General features: G+C 70.3%; 20 protein-coding genes and 2 tRNA genes. 11 read left to right on the top strand and 11 right to left on the bottom strand.

The window, feature by feature from the left end; all coding sequences use genetic code 11:
* The first annotated feature begins 14 nt into the window (after window positions 1-14).
* Together ACGFN2_RS22785 and ACGFN2_RS22780 are read left to right on the top strand one after the other, a co-directional pair.
* Entirely contained in the window at window positions 15-971 is a 957-nt protein-coding gene (locus tag ACGFN2_RS22785; protein ID WP_362606922.1) for a hypothetical protein, read from the top strand.
* A gap of 131 nt (window positions 972-1102) precedes the next feature.
* A complete protein-coding gene (locus ACGFN2_RS22780; RefSeq protein ID WP_362606923.1) occupies window positions 1103-1387 on the top strand; it encodes a hypothetical protein in 285 nt (94 codons plus the stop codon).
* Between the two features lie 81 nt (window positions 1388-1468).
* On the opposite strand, the gene clpX is transcribed toward ACGFN2_RS22780, so the two are convergent.
* The 5 genes from clpX to ACGFN2_RS22755 form a co-directional block, all read right to left on the bottom strand.
* The gene (gene clpX / locus ACGFN2_RS22775) at window positions 1469-2752 is read right to left on the bottom strand and encodes an ATP-dependent Clp protease ATP-binding subunit ClpX (RefSeq protein ID WP_328386842.1); all 1284 of its coding nucleotides are present in this window, start codon (window positions 2750-2752) and stop codon (window positions 1469-1471) included.
* A gap of 169 nt (window positions 2753-2921) precedes the next feature.
* The gene (locus ACGFN2_RS22770; protein ID WP_159747181.1) at window positions 2922-3599 is read right to left on the bottom strand and encodes an ATP-dependent Clp protease proteolytic subunit; all 678 of its coding nucleotides are present in this window, start codon (window positions 3597-3599) and stop codon (window positions 2922-2924) included.
* A gap of 65 nt (window positions 3600-3664) precedes the next feature.
* Window positions 3665-4267, bottom strand: a complete 603-nt coding sequence (locus ACGFN2_RS22765) for an ATP-dependent Clp protease proteolytic subunit (RefSeq protein WP_362606955.1) — start codon at window positions 4265-4267, stop codon at window positions 3665-3667.
* A 293-nt stretch (window positions 4268-4560) separates the two neighbouring features.
* Window positions 4561-5943 carry a trigger factor gene (tig, locus tag ACGFN2_RS22760; protein ID WP_393363223.1) on the bottom strand — a complete coding sequence of 461 codons (1383 nt, stop codon included), beginning with the start codon at window positions 5941-5943 and terminating at the stop codon, window positions 4561-4563.
* A 233-nt stretch (window positions 5944-6176) separates the two neighbouring features.
* Window positions 6177-6253: transfer RNA gene (locus ACGFN2_RS22755), tRNA-Pro, on the bottom strand.
* 183 nt (window positions 6254-6436) lie between these two features.
* On the opposite strand from ACGFN2_RS22755, the gene ACGFN2_RS22750 reads away from it, so the two are divergent.
* Window positions 6437-6507, top strand: a tRNA-Gly gene (locus ACGFN2_RS22750).
* Window positions 6508-6615: 108 nt separating this feature from the next.
* Window positions 6616-6993, top strand: coding sequence for an arsenate reductase family protein (locus ACGFN2_RS22745; RefSeq protein WP_393363220.1), 378 nt, complete (start codon window positions 6616-6618; stop codon window positions 6991-6993).
* Between the two features lie 37 nt (window positions 6994-7030).
* Here ACGFN2_RS22745 and ACGFN2_RS22740 read toward each other — a convergent pair whose 3' ends face one another.
* A complete protein-coding gene (locus ACGFN2_RS22740) occupies window positions 7031-7225 on the bottom strand; it encodes a hypothetical protein (RefSeq protein WP_159745942.1) in 195 nt (64 codons plus the stop codon).
* Between the two features lie 605 nt (window positions 7226-7830).
* On the opposite strand from ACGFN2_RS22740, the gene ACGFN2_RS22735 reads away from it, so the two are divergent.
* Complete coding sequence (locus ACGFN2_RS22735) at window positions 7831-8994, top strand: acyltransferase family protein (protein ID WP_362606930.1); 1164 nt, start codon at window positions 7831-7833, stop codon at window positions 8992-8994.
* 28 nt (window positions 8995-9022) lie between these two features.
* Here ACGFN2_RS22735 and ACGFN2_RS22730 read toward each other — a convergent pair whose 3' ends face one another.
* Window positions 9023-10168, bottom strand: coding sequence for a PP2C family protein-serine/threonine phosphatase (locus tag ACGFN2_RS22730; RefSeq protein ID WP_393363215.1), 1146 nt, complete (start codon window positions 10166-10168; stop codon window positions 9023-9025).
* A gap of 127 nt (window positions 10169-10295) precedes the next feature.
* Here ACGFN2_RS22730 and ACGFN2_RS22725 point away from each other — a divergent pair, with 127 nt between their 5' ends.
* The gene (locus ACGFN2_RS22725) at window positions 10296-11525 is read left to right on the top strand and encodes a GNAT family N-acetyltransferase (RefSeq protein WP_393363212.1); all 1230 of its coding nucleotides are present in this window, start codon (window positions 10296-10298) and stop codon (window positions 11523-11525) included.
* 60 nt (window positions 11526-11585) lie between these two features.
* Here the strand turns inward: ACGFN2_RS22725 and ACGFN2_RS22720 are convergent, their stop codons facing one another.
* Both ACGFN2_RS22720 and ACGFN2_RS22715 read right to left on the bottom strand, forming a co-directional pair.
* Window positions 11586-12407, bottom strand: a complete 822-nt coding sequence (locus tag ACGFN2_RS22720) for an Fpg/Nei family DNA glycosylase (protein ID WP_393363209.1) — start codon at window positions 12405-12407, stop codon at window positions 11586-11588.
* 70 nt (window positions 12408-12477) lie between these two features.
* Window positions 12478-12963, bottom strand: coding sequence for a ribose-5-phosphate isomerase (locus ACGFN2_RS22715; protein WP_362606940.1), 486 nt, complete (start codon window positions 12961-12963; stop codon window positions 12478-12480).
* 210 nt (window positions 12964-13173) lie between these two features.
* On the opposite strand from ACGFN2_RS22715, the gene ACGFN2_RS22710 reads away from it, so the two are divergent.
* Window positions 13174-14634 carry an amino acid permease gene (locus ACGFN2_RS22710; RefSeq protein ID WP_393363206.1) on the top strand — a complete coding sequence of 487 codons (1461 nt, stop codon included), beginning with the start codon at window positions 13174-13176 and terminating at the stop codon, window positions 14632-14634.
* Between the two features lie 74 nt (window positions 14635-14708).
* Here the strand turns inward: ACGFN2_RS22710 and ACGFN2_RS22705 are convergent, their stop codons facing one another.
* Complete coding sequence (locus ACGFN2_RS22705) at window positions 14709-15305, bottom strand: biotin transporter BioY (RefSeq protein ID WP_393363203.1); 597 nt, start codon at window positions 15303-15305, stop codon at window positions 14709-14711.
* A gap of 326 nt (window positions 15306-15631) precedes the next feature.
* Between ACGFN2_RS22705 and ACGFN2_RS22700 the strand changes: the two genes are divergently transcribed.
* The 3 genes from ACGFN2_RS22700 (at window position 15632) to ACGFN2_RS22690 (ending at window position 19598) form a co-directional block, all read left to right on the top strand.
* Entirely contained in the window at window positions 15632-17044 is a 1413-nt protein-coding gene (locus ACGFN2_RS22700; RefSeq protein WP_393363200.1) for an amino acid permease, read from the top strand.
* Window positions 17045-17339: 295 nt separating this feature from the next.
* Window positions 17340-18782: an amino acid permease gene (locus ACGFN2_RS22695; RefSeq protein ID WP_362615107.1), complete on the top strand. Its 1443-nt coding sequence runs from the start codon at window positions 17340-17342 to the stop codon at window positions 18780-18782.
* Between the two features lie 174 nt (window positions 18783-18956).
* Window positions 18957-19598: a superoxide dismutase gene (locus ACGFN2_RS22690; protein ID WP_109889760.1), complete on the top strand. Its 642-nt coding sequence runs from the start codon at window positions 18957-18959 to the stop codon at window positions 19596-19598.
* Window positions 19599-19723: 125 nt separating this feature from the next.
* Here ACGFN2_RS22690 and ACGFN2_RS22685 read toward each other — a convergent pair whose 3' ends face one another.
* The gene (locus ACGFN2_RS22685; RefSeq protein ID WP_393363196.1) at window positions 19724-20359 is read right to left on the bottom strand and encodes a DsbA family protein; all 636 of its coding nucleotides are present in this window, start codon (window positions 20357-20359) and stop codon (window positions 19724-19726) included.
* Window positions 20360-20482: 123 nt separating this feature from the next.
* Here ACGFN2_RS22685 and pepN point away from each other — a divergent pair, with 123 nt between their 5' ends.
* On the top strand, window positions 20483-23071 hold the full coding sequence (gene pepN / locus ACGFN2_RS22680) for an aminopeptidase N (protein ID WP_393363193.1): 2589 nt from the start codon (window positions 20483-20485) through the stop codon (window positions 23069-23071).
* Window positions 23072-23114: the final 43 nt, after the last annotated feature.

Here is a 23114-nt window from a genome sequence, read left to right as displayed (position 1 = left end):
AGGGGAACCGCTCCATGAGCTTCAACCAGCCGCCTCCCGGCCCGTACGGCCAGCAGCCCCAGCAGCCGGGCCCGTACGGCCAGCCGCAGCAGCCACCGGCCCCGCAGCCCGGTTACGGCTACCCGCAGCAGGGCGGTCCGGTGCCTCCGCAGCAGGGCTACGGCTACCCGCAGCAGGCCGGCCAGGCGCCCCCTCAGCAGGGCTACGGCTACCCCCAGCAGGCCGGCCAGCCCTACGGCCAGCAGGCTCCGTACGGCGGCCAGCAGACGCCCTACGGCACGATCCCGCAGGGCCCGGAGGAGAGCGGCGGCAACGGCAAGAAGGTCGGCCTGATCGTCGGCGCGGTCGCGGTCGTCGCGGCGATCGGCGTGGGCGCGTACTTCGTGTTCGGCTCGGGCGGGGATGTGAAGCCCTACACGATCTCGCTGCCGGACAGCCTGCTGAGCGGGCAGTTCCAGAAGGCGAGCACCGGCGGCGGCTCGGGTACCGAGGACCTCACGAACGACAAAGAGGCCAAGGCGATGGGCATCACCAACAGCAAGGGTGTCCAGGGTGCCTACAAGGCCGACGGCGGCCTGACGGCGCAGGTCATCGGCGTGTACGGCGAGGTGGCCGACCCCGAGGGCACGGTGGGCCAGATGTTCGCCAAGATGGACGAGAACCAGAAGAAGTCCGCGGCGACCCGGAACGCCAAGATCGAGGATGTCACGCCGACGACCTCGTACTCCCCCGAGGACTTCGACGGCGCGGTGATGAAGTGCCGGACGCAGAAGATCACGGTCACCCAGGGCGGTGTCTCCGTGCCGATCACCGCATCCACCTGCATCTGGGGCGACAGCAGCGCCATCGGCGCCGTCCAGATGATGGCCGCCCCCTCCGCCTCCGGGCCCGCCACCGCGTCGACGCCCGGCGCCGAGGAGCTGTCCGAGAAGACCGCCAAGATCCGCACCGAGGTCCGCAAGGAGAAGTAACGCCGGCGGGCCCGGCCCCACGAGGCACCGAGGCGCTCGACGAGGAACGCTCGTCGAGCGCCTTCCGCTTGCTCCACTGGAACCTTGACCGACGACCGACCAAGATCTTTTTCACTTCAGGGGGAACTGCCATGCGCAAGTCCATGCGCCGCACAGCGGCGGCGACCGGGGTGCTGCTGGCGGGAGCCATGCTTCCGCTCGTCGCCACCGCTCCGGCCCAGGCCAGTACCGCGGACTGCACGGCCTATCTGAGCAGCAAGGGCTACATCGTGGGAAAGAAGGTGCTCACCGTCTGCGAGGACTGGGCGACCAGCCTCGGGGGCGCGACCCCGCCCCTTCCGTGCATGCAGCCTCTGCAGCGTCTCGGCGTCAAGGCGTCGCACGCCGAGGAAGCCTGCAACCGCGCGCAGTCCTGACCCGTCGCGGAACACACCACCGCCCGGCAGCGTTCCCGCTGCCGGGCGGTTCGGTTTCGGTGGGCGGCTGCGTGCCGCGGCTCAGGCGCTCTTCTCCTGCGGCTCCCCCGACTCGCCGCGGTTGCGCGGGACGAGAGTCGGGTTCACGTTCGAGTGAACGACGTCCTCGGTGATGACGACACGGGCCACGTCCTTGCGGGACGGGATCTCGTACATCACCGCCTGGAGGACCTCCTCCATGATGGCGCGCAGACCACGGGCGCCGGTACCGCGCAGGATGGCCTGGTCGGCGATGGCCTCCAGGGCCGGGCGGTCGAAGTCCAGCTCGACACCGTCGAGTTCGAAGAGGCGCTTGTACTGCTTGACGAGCGCGTTGCGCGGCTCGACCAGGATCTGCAGCAGGGCCTCACGGTCGAGGTTGTGGACCGAGGTGAGGACGGGGAGCCGGCCGATGAACTCCGGGATCATCCCGAACTTCACCATGTCCTCCGGCATGACGTCCTGGAGCTGGTCCTTGGACTCGATCTCCCGCTTGGAACGGATGGTGGCACCGAAGCCGATGCCCTTGGCGCCGGACCGGGCCTCGATGATCTTCTCCAGGCCGGCGAAGGCACCGCCGACGATGAAGAGGACGTTCGTGGTGTCGATCTGGATGAACTCCTGGTGCGGGTGCTTCCGGCCGCCCTGCGGCGGCACGGAGGCGGTGGTGCCCTCCAGGATCTTCAGCAGCGCCTGCTGGACGCCCTCGCCGGAGACATCACGGGTGATCGACGGGTTCTCGCTCTTGCGGGCGACCTTGTCGATCTCGTCGATGTAGATGATGCCGGTCTCGGCCTTCTTGATGTCGAAGTCCGCGGCCTGGATCAGCTTGAGGAGGATGTTCTCGACGTCCTCACCGACGTAGCCGGCCTCCGTCAGCGCCGTCGCGTCGGCGAACGCGAAGGGGACGTTGAGCATCCGGGCCAGGGTCTGCGCCAGCAGCGTCTTGCCGGAGCCGGTGGGGCCCAGCAGCAGGATGTTGGACTTGGCGAGCTCGATGCCCTCTTCGCCGCGGCCGGGGCCGTTCTCGCCCGCCTGCACCCGCTTGTAGTGGTTGTAGACGGCGACCGACAGGGCCTTCTTGGCGGGCTCCTGGCCGACGACATAGCCGTTCAGGAACTCGTAGATCTCCCGCGGCTTGGGGAGTTCCTCCCACCGCACCTCGGAGGTCTCGGCGAGCTCCTCCTCGATGATTTCGTTGCAGAGGTCGATGCACTCGTCGCAGATGTACACACCAGGTCCCGCGATGAGCTTCTTCACCTGCTTCTGGCTCTTCCCACAGAACGAGCACTTGAGCAGGTCGCCGCCGTCACCGATGCGTGCCACGAGGTGCTTCCCCTTCGCCTGGGATCCGTATTGCTCCACGGACCCGGGTGCTTGCCTATCGACGGTACCTTGCCGGGCCCCCCGTTCGGGCCCCCCTTGGACGGACTCGGTTCACTCGGTCCCGGCCCGGTCCAAGGGGGCAGCGCTCCGGCTCATTCAGCGAAGATCGCTAACCGATCGAGACGGACGACTTCCGCGTCGAGACGATCTGGTCGACCAGACCGTACGCCAGGGACTCCTCGGCGGTCAGGATCTTGTCACGCTCGATGTCGTCCCGGATCTTCTCGATCGGGGTGGTGGAGTGCTTGGCCAGCAGCTCCTCCAGCTGCGAACGCATCCGCAGGATCTCGTTGGCGGCGATCTCCAGGTCGGAGACCTGGCCGCGGCCGGTCTCGCTGTACGGCTGGTGGATCAGGACCCGGGCGTTCGGCAGCGCCATCCGCTTGCCGGGGGTGCCGGCGGCGAGCAGCACGGCCGCGGCGGAGGCCGCCTGGCCCATGCAGACCGTCTGGATGTCGGGCTTCACGAACTGCATCGTGTCGTAGATGGCGGTGAGCGCCGTGAAGGAACCGCCCGGGGAGTTGATGTAGATCGAGATGTCCCGGTCCGGGTCCATCGACTCCAGGCACAGCAGCTGCGCCATCACGTCGTTGGCCGAGGCGTCGTCGATCTGCACGCCGAGGAAGATCACGCGCTCCTCGAACAGCTTCGCGTACGGGTCGTACTCGCGCACGCCCTGCGAGGTGCGCTCGACGAAGCGCGGGACGATGTAGCGGGACTCGGCGACCGGGCCGGAGTACTCGGACTCCGGGCGCTGGTAGAGGCCGCTGCCGGGGAAGTTGTTCATCGTGGTGTTCACCGTCCTGGTGGCGATCAAGTGGGCTGGGGGCTGTAGGGCGAGTGGTACGGGGCTCAGGCGCCCGTGCCGCCCCCGCCCGGAACGCCGGCGGCAGAGGTCATGACGTCGTCGATCAGGCCGTACTCCTTGGCCTCATCGGCGGAGAACCAGCGGTCGCGGTCGGAGTCCTGGGTGATCCGCTCGACGGTCTGGCCGGTGTGGAAGGCCGTCAGCTCCGCCATCCGCTTCTTGGTGTGCAGCAGCCGCTCGGCGTGGATCTTGATGTCGGACGCGGAGCCGGCCAGACCCGCGGAGGGCTGGTGGATGAGGATCTCGGCGTTCGGCAGCGCGAAGCGCTTGCCCGGGGTGCCGGCACTCAGCAGGAACTGCCCCATGGAGGCGGCGAGGCCCATCGCGATCGTCACCACGTCGTTCTTGATGTACTGCATGGTGTCGTAGATCGCGAGGCCGGCCGAGATCGAGCCGCCCGGGGAGTTGATGTAGAGGTAGATGTCCTTGTCCGGGTCAGCGGCGAGGAGCAGCAGCTGCGCCGTGATCTTGTTGGCGATGTCGTCGTCGACCGGCTGGCCGAGGAAGATGATCCGCTCGCCGAGCAGCCGGTTGTAGACCTGGTCGCCGAGGCCACCGAAGGTCGGCTCAGCGGCGGCGGAAGGCATCGGGATCGTCACGTGTCCACCTGCTCGTTGTCGGACGGCCTGGGGCCGTCTCAGCGTCGTCTTCTGGGGCGCGGGGATCGGCGCCGTGTGTCGCCCCGGCGCGGTTTCAGGGACTCCCCTGCCCTCGTATCTACGGACCCTAACGCGCAGGTCGGACAACGCCATCCCGCATCGATAACTGTTCGCTGTGAGCGCAGGCTCACCGGGTGGTACGAAGACGGGCCCGGACACGCGGGCGTGCGTGTCCGGGCCCGTCATCAGCGCTCTCCGGGAAGGCGCGAGGCGGCCGTGGCTCAGACCTCGGGCTTCTCGTCGGCGGCCGCGGCCTCGGTGCCCTCGGCCTCGGCGGTCTCGGCGGTCTCGTCCTCGTCGTCGAGGTCGATGACCTCGCCGTTGCTGTCCTTGACCGTGGCGGCCTCGACGACGACCGCGAGGGCCTTGCCGCGGGCGACCTCACCGACGAGCATCGGCACCTGGCCGCCCTCGACGACGGCCTGGGCGAACTGGTCGGGGGACATGCCGGAGGACTGCGCGCGGCGCATGAGGTGCTCGGTGAGCTCCTCCTGGCTGACGTTCAGCTTCTCCTTGTTGACCAGCTCGTCCAGGATGAACTGGGTCTTGATGCCCTTCTCGGCCTGCTCCTTGGTCTCGGCGTCGAACTCCTCCTCGCTCTTGCCCTGGATCTCCAGGTACTTCGCGAGGTCGAGGCCCATCTGACCGAGCTGGTGGTTGACCAGGTTGTGCTTGCGGGTCTCGACCTCGTCCGCGAGCAGCTTCTCGGGGATCGGCACCTCGACGAGCTTGAGCAGCTCGTCCAGGACCTTCTCCTGCGCCTGGGTGGCCTGGTCGTACTTCTTCATCTGCTCAAGGCGCTTGCGGCTGTCGGCGCGCAGCTCCTCGAAGGTGTCGAACTCGCTCGCCAGCTGCGCGAAGTCGTCGTCCAGCTCGGGCAGTTCGCGGGACTTGACCTCGGTGACCTCGACCTTGACCTCGGCCTCCTTGCCCTCGGCGGAACCGCCCTTGAGCTCGGAGGTGAAGGTGGCGGAGTTGCCGGCCTCGACGCCCTTGACGGCCTCGTCGATGCCGTCGAGCAGCTCACCGGAGCCGACGGTGTAGGTGACGCCCTCGGCGACACCGTCCTCCAGGACCTCGCCGTCGACCTTGGCCTCGAGGTTCAGCGTCAGGACGTCGCCGTCCTGGGCGGCGCGCTCGACCGGGGCGGTCGTGGCGAAACGGTCGCGCAGCTGCTCGACGGACTTGTCGATGTCCTCGTCCGACACCTCGACGGCGTCGACCTCGACCTCGATGCCGGAGTAGTCCGGGATCTCGAGGGCGGGACGGATGTCGACCTCGGCGGTGAAGGCCAGCAGCTCGCCGTCCTTCAGCTCGGTGATGTCGACCTCGGGCTGGCCGAGGACGTTGAGCTCACCCTCGTTGACCGCCTCGGTGTAGAACTTCGGGAGCGCGTCGTTGACGGCCTCCTCCAGCACGGCGCCACGGCCGAACCGCTGGTCGATGACCCGGGCAGGGATCTTGCCCTTACGGAAGCCCTTCACCGTGACCTGCTGGTTGATCTTCTTGTACGCCGCGTCGAGGCTGGGCTTGAGCTCCTCGAAGGGCACCTCGACAGTGAGCCGAACCCGAGTCGGGTTCAGGGTCTCCACGGCGCTCTTCACGGTTCGGTCTCCTTGGGGCTGACTTCTGGGGTTCTGCTTGAGATCCGCCCGTATCCGGCATTCCGGCTACCGGCCGATCACGCCCGGTACACAGACACACGGGCACGCAGCTTGCATAGTAACCGCAAGGAGGATGACGCCCACAACGCGATCTTGATCGGGGGCCGCTCAAGCGGCAGCGCCTCGGTGGGCCGGGGCCGGACCCGGCCGCTGTCGCCGGGCCGGCCCTCTGCTGGTCGGGGTGGCCGGATTCGAACCGACGACCTTCCGCTCCCAAAGCGGACGCGCTACCAAGCTGCGCCACACCCCGTCGGTGCGACACGTAGGGTACATGGCCGCCGACGCTCCGGCTGCCAGTTATCCGGGGCGCCCGGTGGCGGGACATGGGGGCGCAAGTGGCGCCGCGCGCCGTTCTCGTAAGGGGATGTGCGGCGCACCGCCGCGACCCGCTAGGATGCACTGCGTGCCGAGGTCCGTGCGACCTGTGGCGCTTGCGGGCGTAGCTCAATGGTAGAGCCCCAGTCTTCCAAACTGGCTACGCGGGTTCGATTCCCGTCGCCCGCTCTCACGAGGAAGCCCCGGACCGGCGGTCCGGGGCTTTCCGCTGTCCTGGGCGGGGCGCCGCGGGCCCGCCTCTTCGCCGCGCGGCCGGGGGTCAATAAGGTGGCCGGCATGGAGATCTGGCTCAATCCCGCGTGTTCCAAGTGCCGTTCCGCCGTGGAGATCCTCGACGAGGAGGGCGCCCGCTACACGGTGCGCCGGTACCTCGACGACCCGCCGACGGCCGGGGACCTGCGGAACGTGCTGACGCGGCTGGGCCTGGAGCCCTGGGACATCACCCGGACCCAGGAGGCCGAGGCAGGAGAGCTGGGCCTGAAGGACTGGGAGCGCACCGACGCCGCGCGGGAGCGGTGGATCGCGGCGCTGGCGGCACACCCCCGGCTGATCCAGCGGCCGATCATCACGGCGGACGACGGATCGGCGCTGGTGGGACGCAGCGAGGACGCCGTGCGCGAGGCGGTGTCGCGGACCGGGGGCGAGGCCTCGTAGGGCGTTACCTCGGGCGGCACGAGGGCCGGCGGACCACCTAGAAGGTGATGTGGTTGATGGTGTCCGCCAGCGAGTTGAGGAATTTGTTGATGGACGGCGCCACGCCCGTGGAGGCGAGGAAGAAGCCGAACAGTATGGCGACGAGCGCCGGGCCGCCCTTCAGCGACTTCCCTCTGATCAGCACGATCAGGATGATCCCCAACAGCAGCACAACTGACAGCGAAAGAGCCACAACTGATCACACCCTTGGTCGGAACGCCTCACCGGCCCGGGAGCATGCCGCGCACACCCCCCGGCACCCATCGTGCCACCAACTCCATGCCCACTGCAGGCCGGTGACGAATCATCGGCCAACGCTTTGCCCGATTCCCGCCTCTGGTGGCCGGGAGGCCACGAAGGGGTGACGCGAGGGGGTCGTGCAGGGGTCGCACGGAGGGCGGGCGGCCGGTCGCGCCAGGCCGGCCGACGGCCCGGGAATTTCCCCGCCTGACGCCGCATCGGCAATTCTCGCCGATCATTCACCGCGGCGTTCTGATCATTAATAAGGCTCGTGGGAATTTGAAATTCGTGGCATCCGTCACTGCCCTGCGGGGCGCCCCGAAGGCTTATTAGCATTCGGACATAAGACTAAGGAATGGGACATTCCCCCAGAGTCGTTTGCGGGGGATACCGCCCGATTTGGGGGGATGAAGGGGGACGAATCAGGCGGCGCGAGAGGTGTCCTGGCCCGACGATTGCGGATTTTATCGGGGCGCTCTCCCGAGCGGCACCCAGTGAAATAACGAAGGCCCGGCACACGGTTTTACGGGCCCGCCGACCGCCGCTATCGTGCCTCAAATGTTTCCCGCTGCCTCGACCCCCCGAAGCGCCCTGCCCCCTGCCCAGGAGGCGGCGGGCGCGGACCGGACCGGGCCCACGGCTCCGCCGTCCGGCGCGCCGGAGGGCACGGCGGCGGCCGCGCCGAGGTCCGGCAGCCGCAACCCCTTCTTCGACAACGCGAAGTACCTGGCCATCGTGCTGGTGGCGATGGGTCACGTCTGGGAACCGCTGACCGACGGCAGCCGGACGGCCGAGGCGTTCTACATGACCGTCTACACCTTCCACATGCCGGCCTTCATCATCATTTCCGGTTACTTCTCGCGCAGCTTCGACATGCGCAAGGACCGGTTGCAGCGACTGGTCACCGGGGTCGCGGTCCCCTATGTCCTCTTCGAGACGGCCTACGCGTTCTTCAAGCGCTGGGCGGACGACGACCCCGGGCACCCCATCAGCCTGCTCGACCCGTGGTTCCTCACCTGGTTCCTGGTGGCCCTGTTCATCTGGCGGCTGACGACCCCGCTGTGGAAGATCGTGCGCTGGCCGATCCCGCTCGCGGTGGCCATCGCCGTCCTCGCCTCCGTGTCCCCGGACATCGGTGACGACCTGGACCTCCAGCGGGTGCTGCAGTTCCTGCCGTTCTTCGTCCTGGGGCTGATGCTGAAGCCGGAGCACTTCCAGCTGGTGCAGCGGCGGGCGGTCCGGATCGCCTCGCTGCCGATCTTCGCCGCGGCGCTGGTGATGGCCTACTGGGCGGCGCCCCGGATGTCCTCGGCGTGGTTCTACCACCGCGACAGCGCCCAGGAGTTGGGCACCACCTGGTGGATCGGCGCGGTGATGACCCCGGCGCTCTTCGGCTGCTCGCTGGTGCTGGTGGCCTGCTTCTTCGCCTGGGTGCCGACGCGGCAGACGTGGTTCACGGCGCTGGGCGCGGGGACCCTCTACGGCTACCTGCTGCACGGCTTCCTGGCCAAGGGCTCGCGTTTCTGGGGCTGGTTCGACGACTACGCCTGGCTGCACACCCCGCTCGGCGAGATCGCGGTCACGCTGATCGCGGGCGGGATCGTGACGGCCCTGTGCACCCCGCCGGTCCGCAAGGTGTTCCGCTTCGCCATGGAGCCGACGATGGCCTGGGCGTTCCGCAAGGACCCGGCGGACACGGCACGGGCGCGCGTCAGCGCCTGAGCGCCCGGCCCGGCCGGGCCCGTACCGGTCAGGCGTCCCGGCAGATCAGCAGCAGCGCCCGGTCGTCGTTGACGTCCTTGGCGACCGCCTCGATCAGATGCCAGGCGGCGCCGGCGAAGCCGTTGGTGACATAGCGGTCGGCCTCACCGGTCAGCCGGTCGATGCCCTCGGCGATATCGCGGTCGGCGGCCTCGACCAGGCCGTCGGTGAACAGCATCAGGACGTCGCCGGTGCGCAGGGTGCCCTTGACCGGGTGGAACTGCGCGCCGTCGTAGACGCCGAGCAGCGGCCCGTCCCCCGCCTTCTCCTCCCAGCGGCCGGTGCCGGCGCTGAGCTGGAGCGCCGGGAGGTGGCCGGCGGAGAGGAGTTCGTAGTCGCCGGACTCCAGGTCGAGGACGAGGTGGATGGAGGTCGCGAACCCCTCGTCCCAGTCCTGGCGCAGCAGATAGCCGTTGGCGGCGGGCAGGAAGCCGTGCGGCGGCAGTGAGCCGAGGAGGCCGCCGAAGGCGCCGGACAGCAGCAGCGCGCGGGAGGCCGCGTCCATGCCCTTGCCGGAGACGTCGGTCAGCACCACTTCGAGGATGGTGCCGCCGTGGGTGCGGGAGGCCACCACGAAGTCGCCGGAGAAGGACTGTCCGCCGGCCGGGCGCAGCGCCATCTCGTGGTGCCAGCCCTGCGGCAGCCTGGGCAGCTCGCTCTGTACCCGGATGCGTTCGCGCAGGTCGAAGAGCATGGTGCCGCCGCGCCGCCAGGGCACCCCGACCCGGCTGCGGAACTGCGCGATCAGCAGCCCGAAGAGCCCGACCGCGGCGACGACCAGGACCGTGCCCGGGGTGATCCGCTCCGGCCCTTCGTCGTACGGGCCGAACAGCGCGGACTCCACCACCAGCGCGGTCGCCGAAGCGCCGTACAGGACGAGGAGGTTGGCCGGCCGCAACAGCAGTCCGCCGGCGATGACCGGAAGGACCAGCGCCGTCGGGGCGATCCATTCCGGCCACCAGAGTGTGCCCGCGGCGATGGCGGGTATGGCCAGGAGCAGGGCGGCCAGGGCGAACGTGTCGGAGCCCTCGCCGCGGAAGTAGTCGACACCGGCCTTGCGCACGCCGATGCGGGCCCGGTGCAGTCCTTTGTGCATCCGGGCCGTCAGGGTCTCCGTTCCCTGGCCGCTGGTCATCGCTCTCGGACCTTATCCACCCGTTCGGCGGTGCGTCGATTCGCCGCACGTCAGCCCGGAAAATTCCCGGAAAACCCCGTGGGAAATGCGGTCGCGCCGCTATAGAAGGTGCTGTTAGGGATGGGGTATGGCAACAGAATTACGCAGGGTGCGGGACGCCGAATGGGACGCCTGGTCGGACACCGTGGACCGGGCGTTCGGGGAGCTGCCCACCGGTCCTGAGCACCGGGCCCTCCGGCGGGAGGCGACCGAGATCGACCGCTCGATGGGCGTCTGGGACGGTGCGGACTGTGTCGCCACGGCCGGGGCGCTCTCGTTCGGGCTCACCGTGCCGGGCGCCGCCGGGGTGCCGGCGGCCGGGCTCACGATGGTCAGTGTGCGGCCGACGCACCGCCGCCGCGGACTGCTGCGGACGATGATGCGGCATCACCTGACGGACGCCCGGGAGCGCGGGGAGCCGCTGTCGGTGCTGACCGCCTCGGAGCCGGCGATCTACGGACGGTTCGGCTACGGTCCGGCGACCCAGGAGCTGCAGCTGACCGTGGACACCGTGCGGCTGCCCGCCCCCGAGCTGCCCGGGGTGGACGGGGTACGGCTGCGGCTGGCGGACCCGGCGGCCGCGCTGCCGGAGTGCGAGCGGGTCTACGCCCGGCTGGTGCCGGGCCGGCCCGGGATGCTGGCGCGGGCGCCCGGCTGGGAGCGGCTCGCGGTGCTGGACCTGCCGGCCGGCCGGGACGGGGCCGGGGAGCTGCAGTGTGTGCTGGCCGAGGTGGACGGCGAGGTGCGCGGCTATGCGCGCTATGCGGTCCGGCCGGTCTGGGACGACGCCGGGCCGGCGGGCGTGGTGCGGGTGCGGCACATCGAGGCGCTGGACCCGGTGGTGTATGCGGCGCTGTGGCGCTATCTGTTCGGGATCGATCTGACCTCGTCGGTGTCGGTGCGCACCCGGCCGGTGGACGATCCCCTGCTGCATCTGGCCGTGGACATGCGGCGCTGCCGCCCCGTGCTGCGCGATGCGCTGTTCGTGCGGCCGGTGGAGGTGGGCGCGGCGCTGGCGGCGCGGACGTACCGGGCGCCGGTGGATGTGGTGCTGGAGGTCACCGACCCGTTCTGCCCGTGGAACGAGGGGCGCTGGCGGCTGACCGGCGACGGCACGGGCGCGGTCTGTGCGCCGACCACGGACCCGGCCGGGCTGGCCCTGTCCGTACGGGAGCTGGGGTCGGCGTATCTGGGCGGGTTCACTCTGACGGCGCTGGCGGCGGCGGGCCGGGTGCGGGAGCTGCGGCCCGGGGCGCTGGCGGCGGCCTCGGTGGCGTTCGGGTCGGAGGTGGCGCCCTGGCTGCCGCACGGGTTCTGACGTACGGCCCGCCCCCGGGTCCGGTGCGGGGACGGGCGGGGTGCGGCGGCCCCTGAACCGTCAGGCGCCGCCGCTGCCGGGCTGGCAGCCCGGGCACCAGAAGAGGTTGCGGGCGGCGAGGCCGGCGGTGCGGATCTCGCTGCCGCAGAGGTGGCAGTGCTGGTGGGCGCGGCGGTAGACGTACACCTCGCCGCCGTGGTCGTCGACCCGGGGCGCGCGGCCCATGGCCTCGGGCAGGTGCTCCGGGCGGACGGTGTCGATCCGGTTGTCCCGGACGCCCTCGGCCATCAGGAACACCAGGTCGGCCCAGAGGGCGTCCCATTCGGTGCGGGTGAGGTCGCGGCCCGCGCGGTAGGGGTCGATCCCATGGCGGAAGAGGACCTCGGCGCGGTAGACGTTGCCGACGCCGGCGACGATCTTCTGGTCGAGCAGCAGCGCCGCGATGGTCGTCCGGCTGCGGGAGATCCGCTGCCAGGCGCGGGTGCCGTCGTCCCCGGGGCGCAGCGGGTCGGGGCCCAGCCGGTCGTGTATCGCGCGCTTCCCGTCCTCGGTGATCAGCGCGCAGGTGGTGGGGCCGCGGAGGTCGGCGTACGCGGCGGCGCCGGTGAGACGGAGGCGCACCGTGTCGGTGGGCGGCGGCGCGGGGGCCGCGCCGAAGCCGAGCTTGCCGAACAGGCCGAGGTGGACATGGACCCAGCGGTCCAGGCCGAAGCCCAGGAAGAGGTGCTTGCCGTGGGCCTCGGCGCCAGTCATGACCTGGCCGTCGATGAGGGCCGCGCCGTCCGCGAACCTGCCCTGCGGACTGCTCACCCGGACCGGTTCGCCCTCGAAGCGGGTGCGGTGGTCCAGGGCGAGGCGGTGGATCGTATGCCCCTCGGGCACGGAGGTCCTCCAGTGGGCGCGCCCGCCCTCCCCGGCGGCCGGGGAGGGCGGGCGACGGGATGAACGGGGGTCAGCCCTGCGGGTGGTGGGCCGGGATGGCGGGCAGCTCGCCGGTGGTCTCGTAGGCCGAGAGCATCTCGATGCGGCGGGTGTGGCGCTCCTCGCCCGAGTACGGGGTGGCGAGGAAGATCTCGATGAACTTCGTCGCCTCTTCCTCGGTGTGCATCCGGCCGCCCACGGAGATCACGTTGGCGTTGTTGTGCTCGCGGCCGAGCTTGGCGGTCTCCTCGCTCCAGGCCAGCGCGGCCCGGACGCCCTTGACCTTGTTCGCGGCGATCTGCTCGCCGTTGCCGGAGCCGCCGATCACGATGCCGAGGCTGTCCGGGTCGGCGGCGGTCTTCTCCGCGGCGCGCAGGCAGAACGGCGGGTAGTCGTCCTGGGCGTCGTAGAGGTGGGGTCCGCAGTCGACGGGCTCGTGGCCATGGGCCTTGAGCCATTCGACGAGGTGGTTCTTCAGGTCGAAGCCGGCATGGTCGGAGCCGAGGTACACGCGCATGCGATGAGTGTGACACGGCTGCCGCCGGGTAGGCGCGGCTGGGTCTGCCCCGGACTCCTGTACGGAAAGCTACCCCCCGCCTTCTGTACGCAAGCGCATCGCGTAACCGTCCAGGGTTTCACACAACAATCCGGCTGCAGACCTTCCAATCCACGGTTAACGAAGATCTAATGCGGGGGATTCATCCGAGAACCACGAAGGACGGTGCACATGGGCGCGCACCCGCCTACCACCAAAGTGGTCCCCACTGCCGGTGACCCCGGCGGCGGTGTGACCGGGGGGCAGTCGCAGGACGGGCTGCAAGCAGGACTCAAGAACCGCCATCTGTCGATGATCGCCATCGGCGGGGTGATCGGCGCCGGCCTGTTCGTCGGCTCCGGCGCCGGGATCGCGGCCGCGGGTCCGGGCATCCTGCTCTCGTACGCGCTGACCGGCCTGCTGGTCGTGCTCGTGATGCGGATGCTGGGTGAGATGGCCGCGGCCTCCCCCACCTCGGGGTCGTTCTCCGCCTACGCGGACCGGGCGCTGGGCCGCTGGGCCGGGTTCACGATCGGCTGGCTGTACTGGTTCTTCTGGTCGGTCGTGCTGGCCGTCGAGGCGACCGCGGCCGCCGCGATCCTCACCGGCTGGGTCCCGGCCGTCCCGCAGTGGGCCTGGGCGCTGCTGGTGATGATCGTGCTGACCGGTACGAACCTGATCTCGGTGGGCTCGTTCGGCGAGTTCGAGTTCTGGTTCGCGGGGATCAAGGTCGTCGCGATCGTCATCTTCATCGTGGTCGGCGCGCTGGCGATATTCGGGCTGCCGCCGGGCGGTGACCCGGTCGGGATGTCGCATCTGACCGGGGACGGCGGGTTCCTGCCGCACGGTCCCGGGGCGATCCTCTCCGGCATGCTGCTGGTGGTCTTCTCCTTCATGGGCAGCGAGATCGTCACGCTGGCGGCGAGCGAGTCGCCCAACCCGGTGCAGGCCGTCCGCAAGGCCGTCAACAGCGTCATCTGGCGGATCGCGCTCTTCTACATCGGCTCGATCACGGTGATCGTGACGCTGCTGCCGTGGGACGACCCGGCGGTGGCCAAGAGCCCGTACGTGGCGGTGCTGAAGTCGCTGGAGATCCCGTACGCGGGCACCGTGATGGACGTCGTGGTGCTGACCGCGGTGCTGTCCTGTCTGAACTCCGGGCTCTACACCGCCTCCCGGATGGCGTTCTCCCTCGGCCAGCGCGGGGATGCGCCGAAGTCGTTCGCCACCGTCAACAAGGGCGGGGTCCCGGCGGTCGCGATCTGGGCGTCGGTCGCCTTCGGCTTCGTCGCGACGATCTTCAGCTACACCTCGAAGGACACCATCTTCCAGTTCCTGCTGAACTCGTCCGGCGCGGTGGCGCTGTTCGTCTGGCTGGTCATCTGCTTCTCGCAGCTGCGGATGCGCCGGATCATCGAGCGGGAGGCACCGGAGCGGCTGACGGTGCGGATGTGGCTGTACCCGTGGCTGACGTACGCGACGATCGGGCTGATCGTCTTCGTCATCGGCTACATGTTCTACGACCCGGACGGGCGTGAGCAGATGGTGCTGTCGGTGGTCGCGGCCGTGGTCGTGCTGGCGGTCGGACTGATCCTGGACCGCCGGCGTCCGCGGGAGCGGGACGCGGTGGCGGCCGAGGCCGAGCGCGGGTAACGCCGTAACAGCAGAAGAGAAGAGGGCGGGGCCCGCACCGGACCGGTGCGGGCCCCGCCCTCTTCGCAGCCTTCTCAGCCGCGGCGTCCGGCGAGCTTCCAGGCGGTGGGCAGCGCGCCCATGGCCAGCGCGGCCTTGAGGGCGTCGCCGATGAGGAACGGGACCATGCCGACGGCGACGGCCTCGCCGAGGGACATGCCGGTGCTCAGCGCCAGGTAGGGGACGCCGACCGCGTAGATCAGGGCGGTGCCGGCGGCCATGGTGGCGGCGGTGCGCAGCACTCCGCGGTCGCCGCCGCGGCGGGCCAGCGCGCCCACGGCGGTGGCGGCCAGCAGCATGCCCACGATGTAGCCGAAGGTGGCACCGCCGGCGCCCGAGGCACCGCCGGCGAACCACGGCATGCCCGCGAGCCCCGCCAGGGCGTACAGCGCCAGCGACAGCAGACCGCGGCTCGCGCCGAGCGAGGCGCCGACCAGCAGGGCGGCGAAGGTCTGGCCGGTGACCGGAACCGGGGAGCCGGGGACCGGGACGGCGATCTGCGCCGCGACACCGGTGAGCGCGGCGCCGCCGAGCACCAGCGCGGCGTCACGGACGCGGGCGCGCGAGGCGGTGGCGGCCGGCAGCAGATCGGCGAGGACCGAACCAGGACGGGAGAGAGCGGCAGTGCTCATCGGGACTCCGCGGTGTGAGAGGGACATGACCGGACGCGACGACGTTAGTCCAGCGAGCGCCCGGCGATCATCGTGTGGCGGCGACAAAGCCATAACGGCCCGCTTGGAGACTTCCGAACAACTGCCACGCTGCCAGGACCCGGCGGCGTGATCGGCGTCTTCGCAGGTCACGTGATGCTCATCACGGCCGGGGCCGCGTCATGGCGCCGGTTTTGTGGTAGCGCGCGGGGTGCGGCGACACTGTGTCCGCCCCGCGGTCACCTGTGGAGTTCCCCCAATACCGCCGACGGCCCCCGCCGCCTCGGCCCTGGCGAGAGTACGAGCCCATGCACGACACCACCACCCCAGCCGGTGCGCCCGCCCCCAGCGCGGACACCGAGGCGAAAGAGCCGCTGTCCGCGGGGCTCAAGCAGCGCCATCTGACGATGCTGGGCCTGGGCGGGGTGATCGGCGCGGGCCTGTTCGTGGGCTCCGGCGCGGGGATCGCGGTGGCCGGCCCGGGGATCGTGCTGTCGTATCTGATCGCGGGCACGCTGGCGATGCTGGTCATGCGGATGCTCGGCGAGATGTCGGCGGCGATGCCGGCGTCCGGCGCGTTCTCGGTGCACGCGGAGCGGGCGCTCGGCCGCTGGGCCGGGTTCAGTGTGGGCTGGCTGTACTGGTTCCTGCTGGTCGTGGTGCTCGCCGTGGAGGCCACCGGTGCGGCGCAGATCGCCAACGGCTGGGTGCCGGCGGTGCCGCAGTGGGGCTGGGTACTGCTCTTCATGACCGTCTTCACCGTCGCCAACCTGGCCGCGGTGAAGAACTTCGGCGAGTTCGAGTTCTGGTTCGCGGCGCTGAAGGTCACCGCGATCGTGCTGTTCCTCGCGCTGAGCCTGCTGGCGGTCCTCGGCGTGCTGCCGGACACCGAGCCGGTCGGGCTGACGAACCTCACCGGGCACGGCGGTCTGCTGCCGCACGGCTGGGCCGGGGTGGTCTCCGGGGTCCTCGCGGTGGTGTTCGCGTTCGGCGGCCTGGAGGTCGTCACCATCGCCGCGGCCGAGTCGGACGATCCGGCGCGTGCGGTGGGCCGGGCGGTGCGCAGCGCGGTCTGGCGCATCCTGTTCTTCTACGTCGGCTCGATGCTGATGATCGTGACGCTGCTGCCCTGGTCGTCGATGGAGCCGGGCAAGAGCCCGTATGTCGCGGTGCTGGACGGCATCGGGGTGCCGGGCGCCGGGCAGATCATGAACATCGTGGTGTTCGTGGCGCTGCTCTCCGCGCTGAACGCCAATCTCTACGGCTCGTCGCGGATGGTGTTCTCGCTCGCCGAGCGGGGCGAGGCGCCGCGGGCGCTGCTGAAGGTGTCGGGCGGAGGGGTGCCGCGCCGCGCGGTGCTCGCCTCGGTGGCCTTCGGGTTCGTCTCCGTGCTGCTGAACCTGAAATGGCCGGATTCGGTCTTCCTCTACATGCTCAACGCGGTCGGCGCGGTGCTGCTGTTCGTCTGGGGACTGATCGCCGTGTCCCAGCTGCGGCTCCGTCCGCGTATCGAACGCGAGGCGCCGGAGAAGCTGACCCTGCGGATGTGGGCCTTCCCGTATCTGACCTGGGTGGCGCTGGCGGCCATGGGCGGCGTCCTGGTGCTGATGCTGACCGACGACGCGGCCCGTCCGCAGCTGCTGTGGTCGGCCGGGGCGACCTGTGTGGTGCTGCTCGTCGCGGGCGTACGCGAGCTGAGGGCGCGCCGCGCGGGGCGCTGACCCGCTGCGACGGAGATCACACCGCGTCGTAATCGACGACGATTCAGGTACACACGGTGACGATCACGTCTGAATACCGAACATTCGCTGCACAAGTGTTGCCCTGAGCGGACACCGGCGCTCAAACTGGGCCCCGCTTTGCCGAGGACCCCGGAGTTGTGCCGTCGGCAGGCCCTTCGCGACCTGCTGCCCCGGCGGGGGTCCAGGGGGCCCGGCAGCACCGTCGCACCGGTCGCGGCCCCGGGAGAACGCAGTAACGCCTTGCTCCGCTCTCACCTACTGGGACAGGTACGACATGAATCGGACACCCTCGTCCGCCGCCACCGCGCGCGAGCAGAGCGACGCGGTTCAGGGCGCGGGCCCCGACAGCGGCTCCACGCTGTCCAACGGCCTCAAGCAGCGCCATCTCTCGATGATCGCCCTGGGCGGGGTGATCGGCGCGGGCCTGTTCGTCGGCTCGCGCGAGGGCATCGCCGCGGCCGGCCCCTCCATCGTGCTGGCCTACGCCGTCTCCGGCGCCCTGGTCATGCTGATCATGCGGATGCTCGGCGAGATGGCCGCGGCCAGTCCGGCCTCCGGCTCCTTCTCCGTGCACGCCGAGCGCTCCATAGGCTCCTGGGCCGGGTTCACGGTCGGCTGGATGTTCACCGCGCTGCTGTGTGTGGCGGTGGCCGCCGAGGCGCTGGGCGCCGCGGACGTGATGCACCAGTGGTTCCCGGGCACCGAGCCCTGGATGTGGGTGCTGCTGTTCATGGTGATCTTCACCGGGACGAACCTGGCCGCGGTCAGCAACTTCGGTGAGTTCGAGTTCTGGTTCGCCGCCCTGAAGGTCGCGGCGATCGGCATCTTCCTGGTCCTGGGCGTGCTGGCGATCTTCGGCCTGCTGCCGGGCACCTCCGCGCCGGGCACCACCCACCTCACCGGCGACGGCGGCTTCCTGCCCAAGGGCGTCGACGGCCTGATGGTCGGCCTGCTGGCCTCGGTGTTCGCCTACGGCGGGCTGGAGACGGTGACCATCGCGGCCGCCGAGTCCAAGGACCCGGTGCGCGGGGTCGCCAGCGCGGTGCGCACCGCGATGTGGCGGATCGCCCTCTTCTACGTCGGCTCGATGGCCGTCATCGTCACGGTCATCCCCTGGAGCGCCCCCGCCATCGCCAAGAGCGGCCCGTACGTGGCGGTGCTGGACTACCTCAAGATCCCGGCGGCCGGCCAGGTCATGAACGTCGTCATCCTGGTCGCGCTGCTCTCCGCGGTGAACGCCAACCTCTACGGCTCCTCCCGGATGGCGTACTCGCTCATCTCCCGCGGCCAGGGCCCGGCCTTCCTCGGCAAGGTCAGCGGGGGCGTGCCGCGCCGCGCCGTCCTGCTGTGCGCCACCTTCGGCTTCCTCGCGGTGGTGCTGAGCTTCCTGTGGCCCGACACGCTCTTCCAGTGGCTGCTAAACATGGTCGGCGCGGCCGTCCTGGTGGTGTGGGGCTTCATCGCCACCGCCCAGCTGCGGATGCGCCGGATGCTGGAGCGCGAGGCGCCCGAGAAGCTCGTGGTGAAGATGTGGGCCTTCCCGGTCCTGACCTGGGTGGCGCTGGCGGGCATCGTCGCCGTGCTGCTGCTGATGCTGCGGGATGAGAACCAGCGCATCCAGCTGCTGTTCACCGGCGGCTTCGGGGTGGTGCTGGCGGTGATCGGGCTGATCCGGCAGCGGTCGCTGGGCCGGGGCGCGGGCCTGTCCCAGGAGTAGCGCTCCCCCACTCCCCCGACGGCGGGGCGGGACCTCATTCCGAGGTCCCGCCCCGCCTCCGTCTTTGGGACCAGCCCGGTCCCCGCAACCGGCCGGTGATCACTCCTGCTGATAGCGTGCTTCTGCACATTGATTGCAACTACTGCTGGTTAGCAGCTTGGAGGCGGGATCGGCATGGCGACCTACACACTTCCGGAACTCCCCTACGACTACGCGGCACTGGCACCGGTCATCAGCCCCGAGATCATCGAGCTGCACCACGACAAGCACCACGCGGCCTATGTCAAGGGCGCGAACGACACCCTGGAGCAGCTCGCCGAGGCGCGCGACAAGGACCAGTGGGGCAGCATCAACGGCCTGGAGAAGAACCTCGCGTTCCACCTCTCCGGCCACATCCTGCACAGCATCTACTGGCACAACATGACCGGTGAGGGCGGCGGCGAGCCGCTGGAGAAGGACGGTGTGGGCGAGCTGGCCGACGCGATCGCCGAGTCCTTCGGGTCGTTCGCGAAGTTCAAGGCCCAGCTGACCAAGGCCTCCGCCACCACGCAGGGCTCCGGCTGGGGCGTGCTCGCCTACGAGCCGGTCACCGGCCGGCTGATCGTCGAGCAGATCTACGACCACCAGGGCAACGTCGGCCAGGGCTCGGTCCCGATCCTGGTCTTCGACGCCTGGGAGCACGCCTTCTACCTGCAGTACAAGAACCAGAAGGTGGACTTCATCGAGGCCATGTGGCAGGTCGTGAACTGGCAGGACGTCGCCAAGCGCTACGCCTCCGCCAAGCAGCGCGCGAACAACCTGCTGCTGGCGCCGTAACGCTGTTACAGACGTCCCGCCTCGTGATCGTCTTCTCACCCTTCACCTGGCGGGCGGAATGACGGAGCGCCCCCGCACGTCGGATACGTGCGGGGGCGCTCCCATGTGTGCCGGCCGGAGGCCCGTCAGTCGAAGACCGGGCCCTGGGTCCGGGTCCGCTTGATCTCGTAGAAGCCGGGGATGGAGGCGACCATCAGTGTCCCGTCCCACAGCTTGGCGGCCTGCTCGCCCTTGGGGGCCGGGGTGACGACCGGGCCGAAGAAGGCGATCTGCTCGCCGTCGGAACCGGGGACCGCGATGACCGGGGTGCCGACCTCCTGGCCGACCAGTTCGATGCCCTCCTTGTGCGAGGCGCGCAGCTCCGCGTCGTAGGCGTCGGAGTCCGCGGCGTCGGCCAGCCCGGCGGGCAGGCCGGCCTCCGCGAGGGCGTCCAGGATCGTCTCGCGGGTGCGCTCCAGTCCGCGGTTGTGGAAGCGCGTGCCGAGCGCGGTGTAGAGGGGGCCGAGCACCTCGCTGCCGTGCTGCTGCTCGGCGGCGATGCACACCCGCACCGGGCCCCAGGCGGTCTTCAGCAGCTCGCGGTACTCCTCGGGCAGCTCGTCGAGCTTGTCCTCGTTCAGCACCGCCAGGCTCATCACATGCCAGCGCACCTCGACCGGGCGGACCTTCTCCACCTCCAGCATCCAGCGGGAGGTCATCCACGCCCAGGGGCACAGCGGGTCGAACCAGAAGTCTGCGGGGGTCTTCGCGCTCTCGGACACGGGGTCTCCTCTTCACGGCTGTGCACGTCGGTCACGGTGCTGTTCCTGGAAGGTTCAACCAGCGGCGGGCGTGCCATGATTCCCCGTGTTCGATATTCGAGACGAGGACGAGGGAGTCACGGCGTGCCAGGTGAGAATCTTTCCCGGGACGAAGCACGTGAGCGGGGCCGGCTGCTGAGCGTCGACGCCTACGACGTGGCGCTGGACGTCCGCTCAGCGGTCGCCCGTGACGCGTCGGCCGGGACGTTCCGCTCCCTGACCACCCTCCGCTTCCGCTGCGCCGAGCCCGGCGCCTCGACCTTCGTGGACCTGCTGGCCCCCGCGGTCACCTCGGTCACCCTCAACGGCCGGGAGCTGGACGCCGGGGCGGTGTTCGACGGCACCCGGATCACGCTGGACGGGCTGGCCGCGGAGAACACCCTCGTCGTCGACGCGCAGTGCGCCTACAGCCGGACCGGTGAGGGCCTGCACCGCTTCGTGGACCCCGAGGACGGCGAGGTCTACCTCTACACGCAGTACGAGCCGGCCGACGCCCGCCGGGTCTTCGCGAACTTCGAACAGCCCGACCTGAAGGCCCCGTTCACCTTCGAGGTGACCGCCCCCGAGGGCTGGCTGGTGGTCGGCAACGGCGCGCAGGAGGGCGGGGCCGAGGGCGGCCGGCACCGTTTCGCGACCACGAAGCCGATCTCGACGTACATCACGGCCGTCGTCGCCGGCCCGTACCACTACGTCTCCGACACCTACCGCCGGACCTTCGAGGACGGCACGGAGCTGGAGATCCCGCTGGGCGCGCTGTGCCGCAAGGGCCTGGCGAAGCACTTCGACGCGGACGACGTCCTCACCGTCACCAAGCAGGGCCTGGACTTCTTCCACGACCACTTCGACTTCCCGTACCCCTTCGGGAAGTACGACACCGCCTTCGTCCCGGAGTACAACCTCGGGGCGATGGAGAACCCCGGCTGTGTCACCTTCCGCGAGGAGTTCATCTTCCGCGGGAAGGTGACCGAGGCGTCCTACGAGCGCCGGGCCAACGTCATCCTGCACGAGATGGCGCACATGTGGTTCGGCGACCTGGTCACCATGCAGTGGTGGGACGACCTGTGGCTCAAGGAGTCCTACGCGGACTTCATGGGCGCCTTCGCGCTGGTGGAGGCGACGCGCTTCCGGGACGGCTGGATCACCTTCGCCAACCGCCGCAAGTCCTGGGCCTACCGCGCCGACCAGCTGCCCTCCACCCACCCGGTCACCGCCGACATCCGTGACCTGGAGGACGCCAAGCTCAACTTCGACGGCATCACCTACGCCAAGGGCGCCGCGGTCCTCAAGCAGCTGGTGGCGTACGTCGGGCAGGACGCGTTCCTGGAGGGCGCCCGGCGCTACTTCAAGCGGCACGCCTACGGCAACACCCGGCTGGCCGACCTGCTGGCCGTACTGGAGGAGACGTCCGGGCGGGACCTGGCGAGCTGGTCGCGTGCCTGGCTGGAGACCGCGGGCGTCAACTCCCTGACCCCGCAGGCCACCTACGACGCCCGGGACCGGATCACCGAGCTGAGCATCCTCCAGGAGGCGGACGCCGAGCGGCCCGAGCTGCGCCCGCACCGGGTCGCGGTGGGGCTCTACCGGCGCGAGGGCGCGGACCCGGCGCTGGTGCGCTACGCCCGTGCCGAGGTGGACGTCTCCGGGCCGCGGACGGCCGTGCCGGAGCTGGCCGGTGCCGAGCGGCCCGAGCTGATCCTGGTCAACGACGACGACCTGACGTACTGCAAGGTCCGTTTCGACGAGGGCTCGCTGGCCACCCTGCGGGACCGGCTCGGCGAGCTGGCCGACCCGATGGCGCGGGCGCTGTGCTGGGCCGCGCTGTGGGGGCTGACCCGGGACGGGCTGATGCCGGCCCGTGACTACCTCGGCCTGGTACGGCGGTTCGCGGGCCGGGAGACCGACATCGGGGTGCTGCAGTCGCTGCACGGGCAGGCGCTGACGGCGCTGGAGTACTACTCTGCGCCGGACCGCCGGGAGTCCGCGGCCCGGGAGCTCGCCGAGGGCGCGCTGCGCGAGCTGCGGCTCGCCGAACCCGGCAGCGGCCATCAGCTCACCTGGGCCCGGCACTTCGCCGCCCTGGCCGCCACCCCCGCCGATCTCCAGCTGCTCCAGGGCCTGCTGGACGGCACGGCGAAGATCGACGGTCTGGACGTGGACCAGGAGCTGCGCTGGACGCTGCTGGAGCCGCTGGCCGCCCGCGGCGCCGCGGACGAGGCGGTGCTCGCCGCCGAACTGGCCCGTGACGACACCGCCTCCGGCAAGCGCCACCAGGTGCGCTGTCTGGCCGCCCGCCCCTCGGCCGGGGTCAAGGCGCAGGCGTGGGCGGCGGTCGTGGAGTCCGACGCGCTGTCCAACGCCCTGGTGGAGGCGACGCTCGCCGGGTTCGCGCAGCCGCAGCAGCGGGAGCTGCTGGCCCCGTACGCCGCGCGCTACTTCGCGGAGATCGAGCGGGTGTGGCGGGAGCGGTCCATCGAGATCGCCATGGACGTGGTGCGCGGGCTGTTCCCCTCCTGGCAGGTGGAGCAGGCCACCCTGGACGCCGCGGACCACTGGCTGGCCGGGCACGCGGAGGCGGCGCCGGCGCTGCGCCGGATGGTGCTGGAGGAGCGGGACGACCTGGCCCGTGCACTGCGGGCACAGGCTTGTGACGAGGCGGCCGAAACGCGGCCGTAACCCCCGTGACGACCAGCCCCTTTCGGCAGTCGAACGCCCGTAC

Source organism: Streptomyces sp. NPDC048612 (assembly GCF_043199295.1).
In the GTDB taxonomy this organism is placed as follows: Bacteria; Actinomycetota; Actinomycetes; order Streptomycetales; family Streptomycetaceae; genus Streptomyces.
This window is presented reverse-complemented; position numbering and strand designations above follow the sequence as displayed.

What these genes read in the sequence shown, in the direction of transcription:
- ACGFN2_RS22695 (WP_362615107.1), top strand. Translation starts at nt 17,340, where the DNA reads ATGAATCGGACACCCTCGTCCGCCGCCACCGCGCGCGAGCAGAGCGAC.
- ACGFN2_RS22730 (WP_393363215.1), bottom strand. Translation starts at nt 10,168, where the DNA reads ATGACCAGCGGCCAGGGAACGGAGACCCTGACGGCCCGGATGCACAAA.
- ACGFN2_RS22700 (WP_393363200.1), top strand. Translation starts at nt 15,632, where the DNA reads ATGCACGACACCACCACCCCAGCCGGTGCGCCCGCCCCCAGCGCGGAC.
- ACGFN2_RS22735 (WP_362606930.1), top strand. Translation starts at nt 7,831, where the DNA reads ATGTTTCCCGCTGCCTCGACCCCCCGAAGCGCCCTGCCCCCTGCCCAG.
- ACGFN2_RS22785 (WP_362606922.1), top strand. Translation starts at nt 15, where the DNA reads ATGAGCTTCAACCAGCCGCCTCCCGGCCCGTACGGCCAGCAGCCCCAG.
- ACGFN2_RS22770 (WP_159747181.1), bottom strand. Translation starts at nt 3,599, where the DNA reads ATGAACAACTTCCCCGGCAGCGGCCTCTACCAGCGCCCGGAGTCCGAG.
- ACGFN2_RS22780 (WP_362606923.1), top strand. Translation starts at nt 1,103, where the DNA reads ATGCGCAAGTCCATGCGCCGCACAGCGGCGGCGACCGGGGTGCTGCTG.
- ACGFN2_RS22690 (WP_109889760.1), top strand. Translation starts at nt 18,957, where the DNA reads ATGGCGACCTACACACTTCCGGAACTCCCCTACGACTACGCGGCACTG.
- ACGFN2_RS22725 (WP_393363212.1), top strand. Translation starts at nt 10,296, where the DNA reads ATGGCAACAGAATTACGCAGGGTGCGGGACGCCGAATGGGACGCCTGG.
- ACGFN2_RS22715 (WP_362606940.1), bottom strand. Translation starts at nt 12,963, where the DNA reads ATGCGCGTGTACCTCGGCTCCGACCATGCCGGCTTCGACCTGAAGAAC.
- ACGFN2_RS22705 (WP_393363203.1), bottom strand. Translation starts at nt 15,305, where the DNA reads ATGAGCACTGCCGCTCTCTCCCGTCCTGGTTCGGTCCTCGCCGATCTG.
- ACGFN2_RS22765 (WP_362606955.1), bottom strand. Translation starts at nt 4,267, where the DNA reads ATGCCTTCCGCCGCCGCTGAGCCGACCTTCGGTGGCCTCGGCGACCAG.
- ACGFN2_RS22710 (WP_393363206.1), top strand. Translation starts at nt 13,174, where the DNA reads ATGGGCGCGCACCCGCCTACCACCAAAGTGGTCCCCACTGCCGGTGAC.
- ACGFN2_RS22745 (WP_393363220.1), top strand. Translation starts at nt 6,616, where the DNA reads ATGGAGATCTGGCTCAATCCCGCGTGTTCCAAGTGCCGTTCCGCCGTG.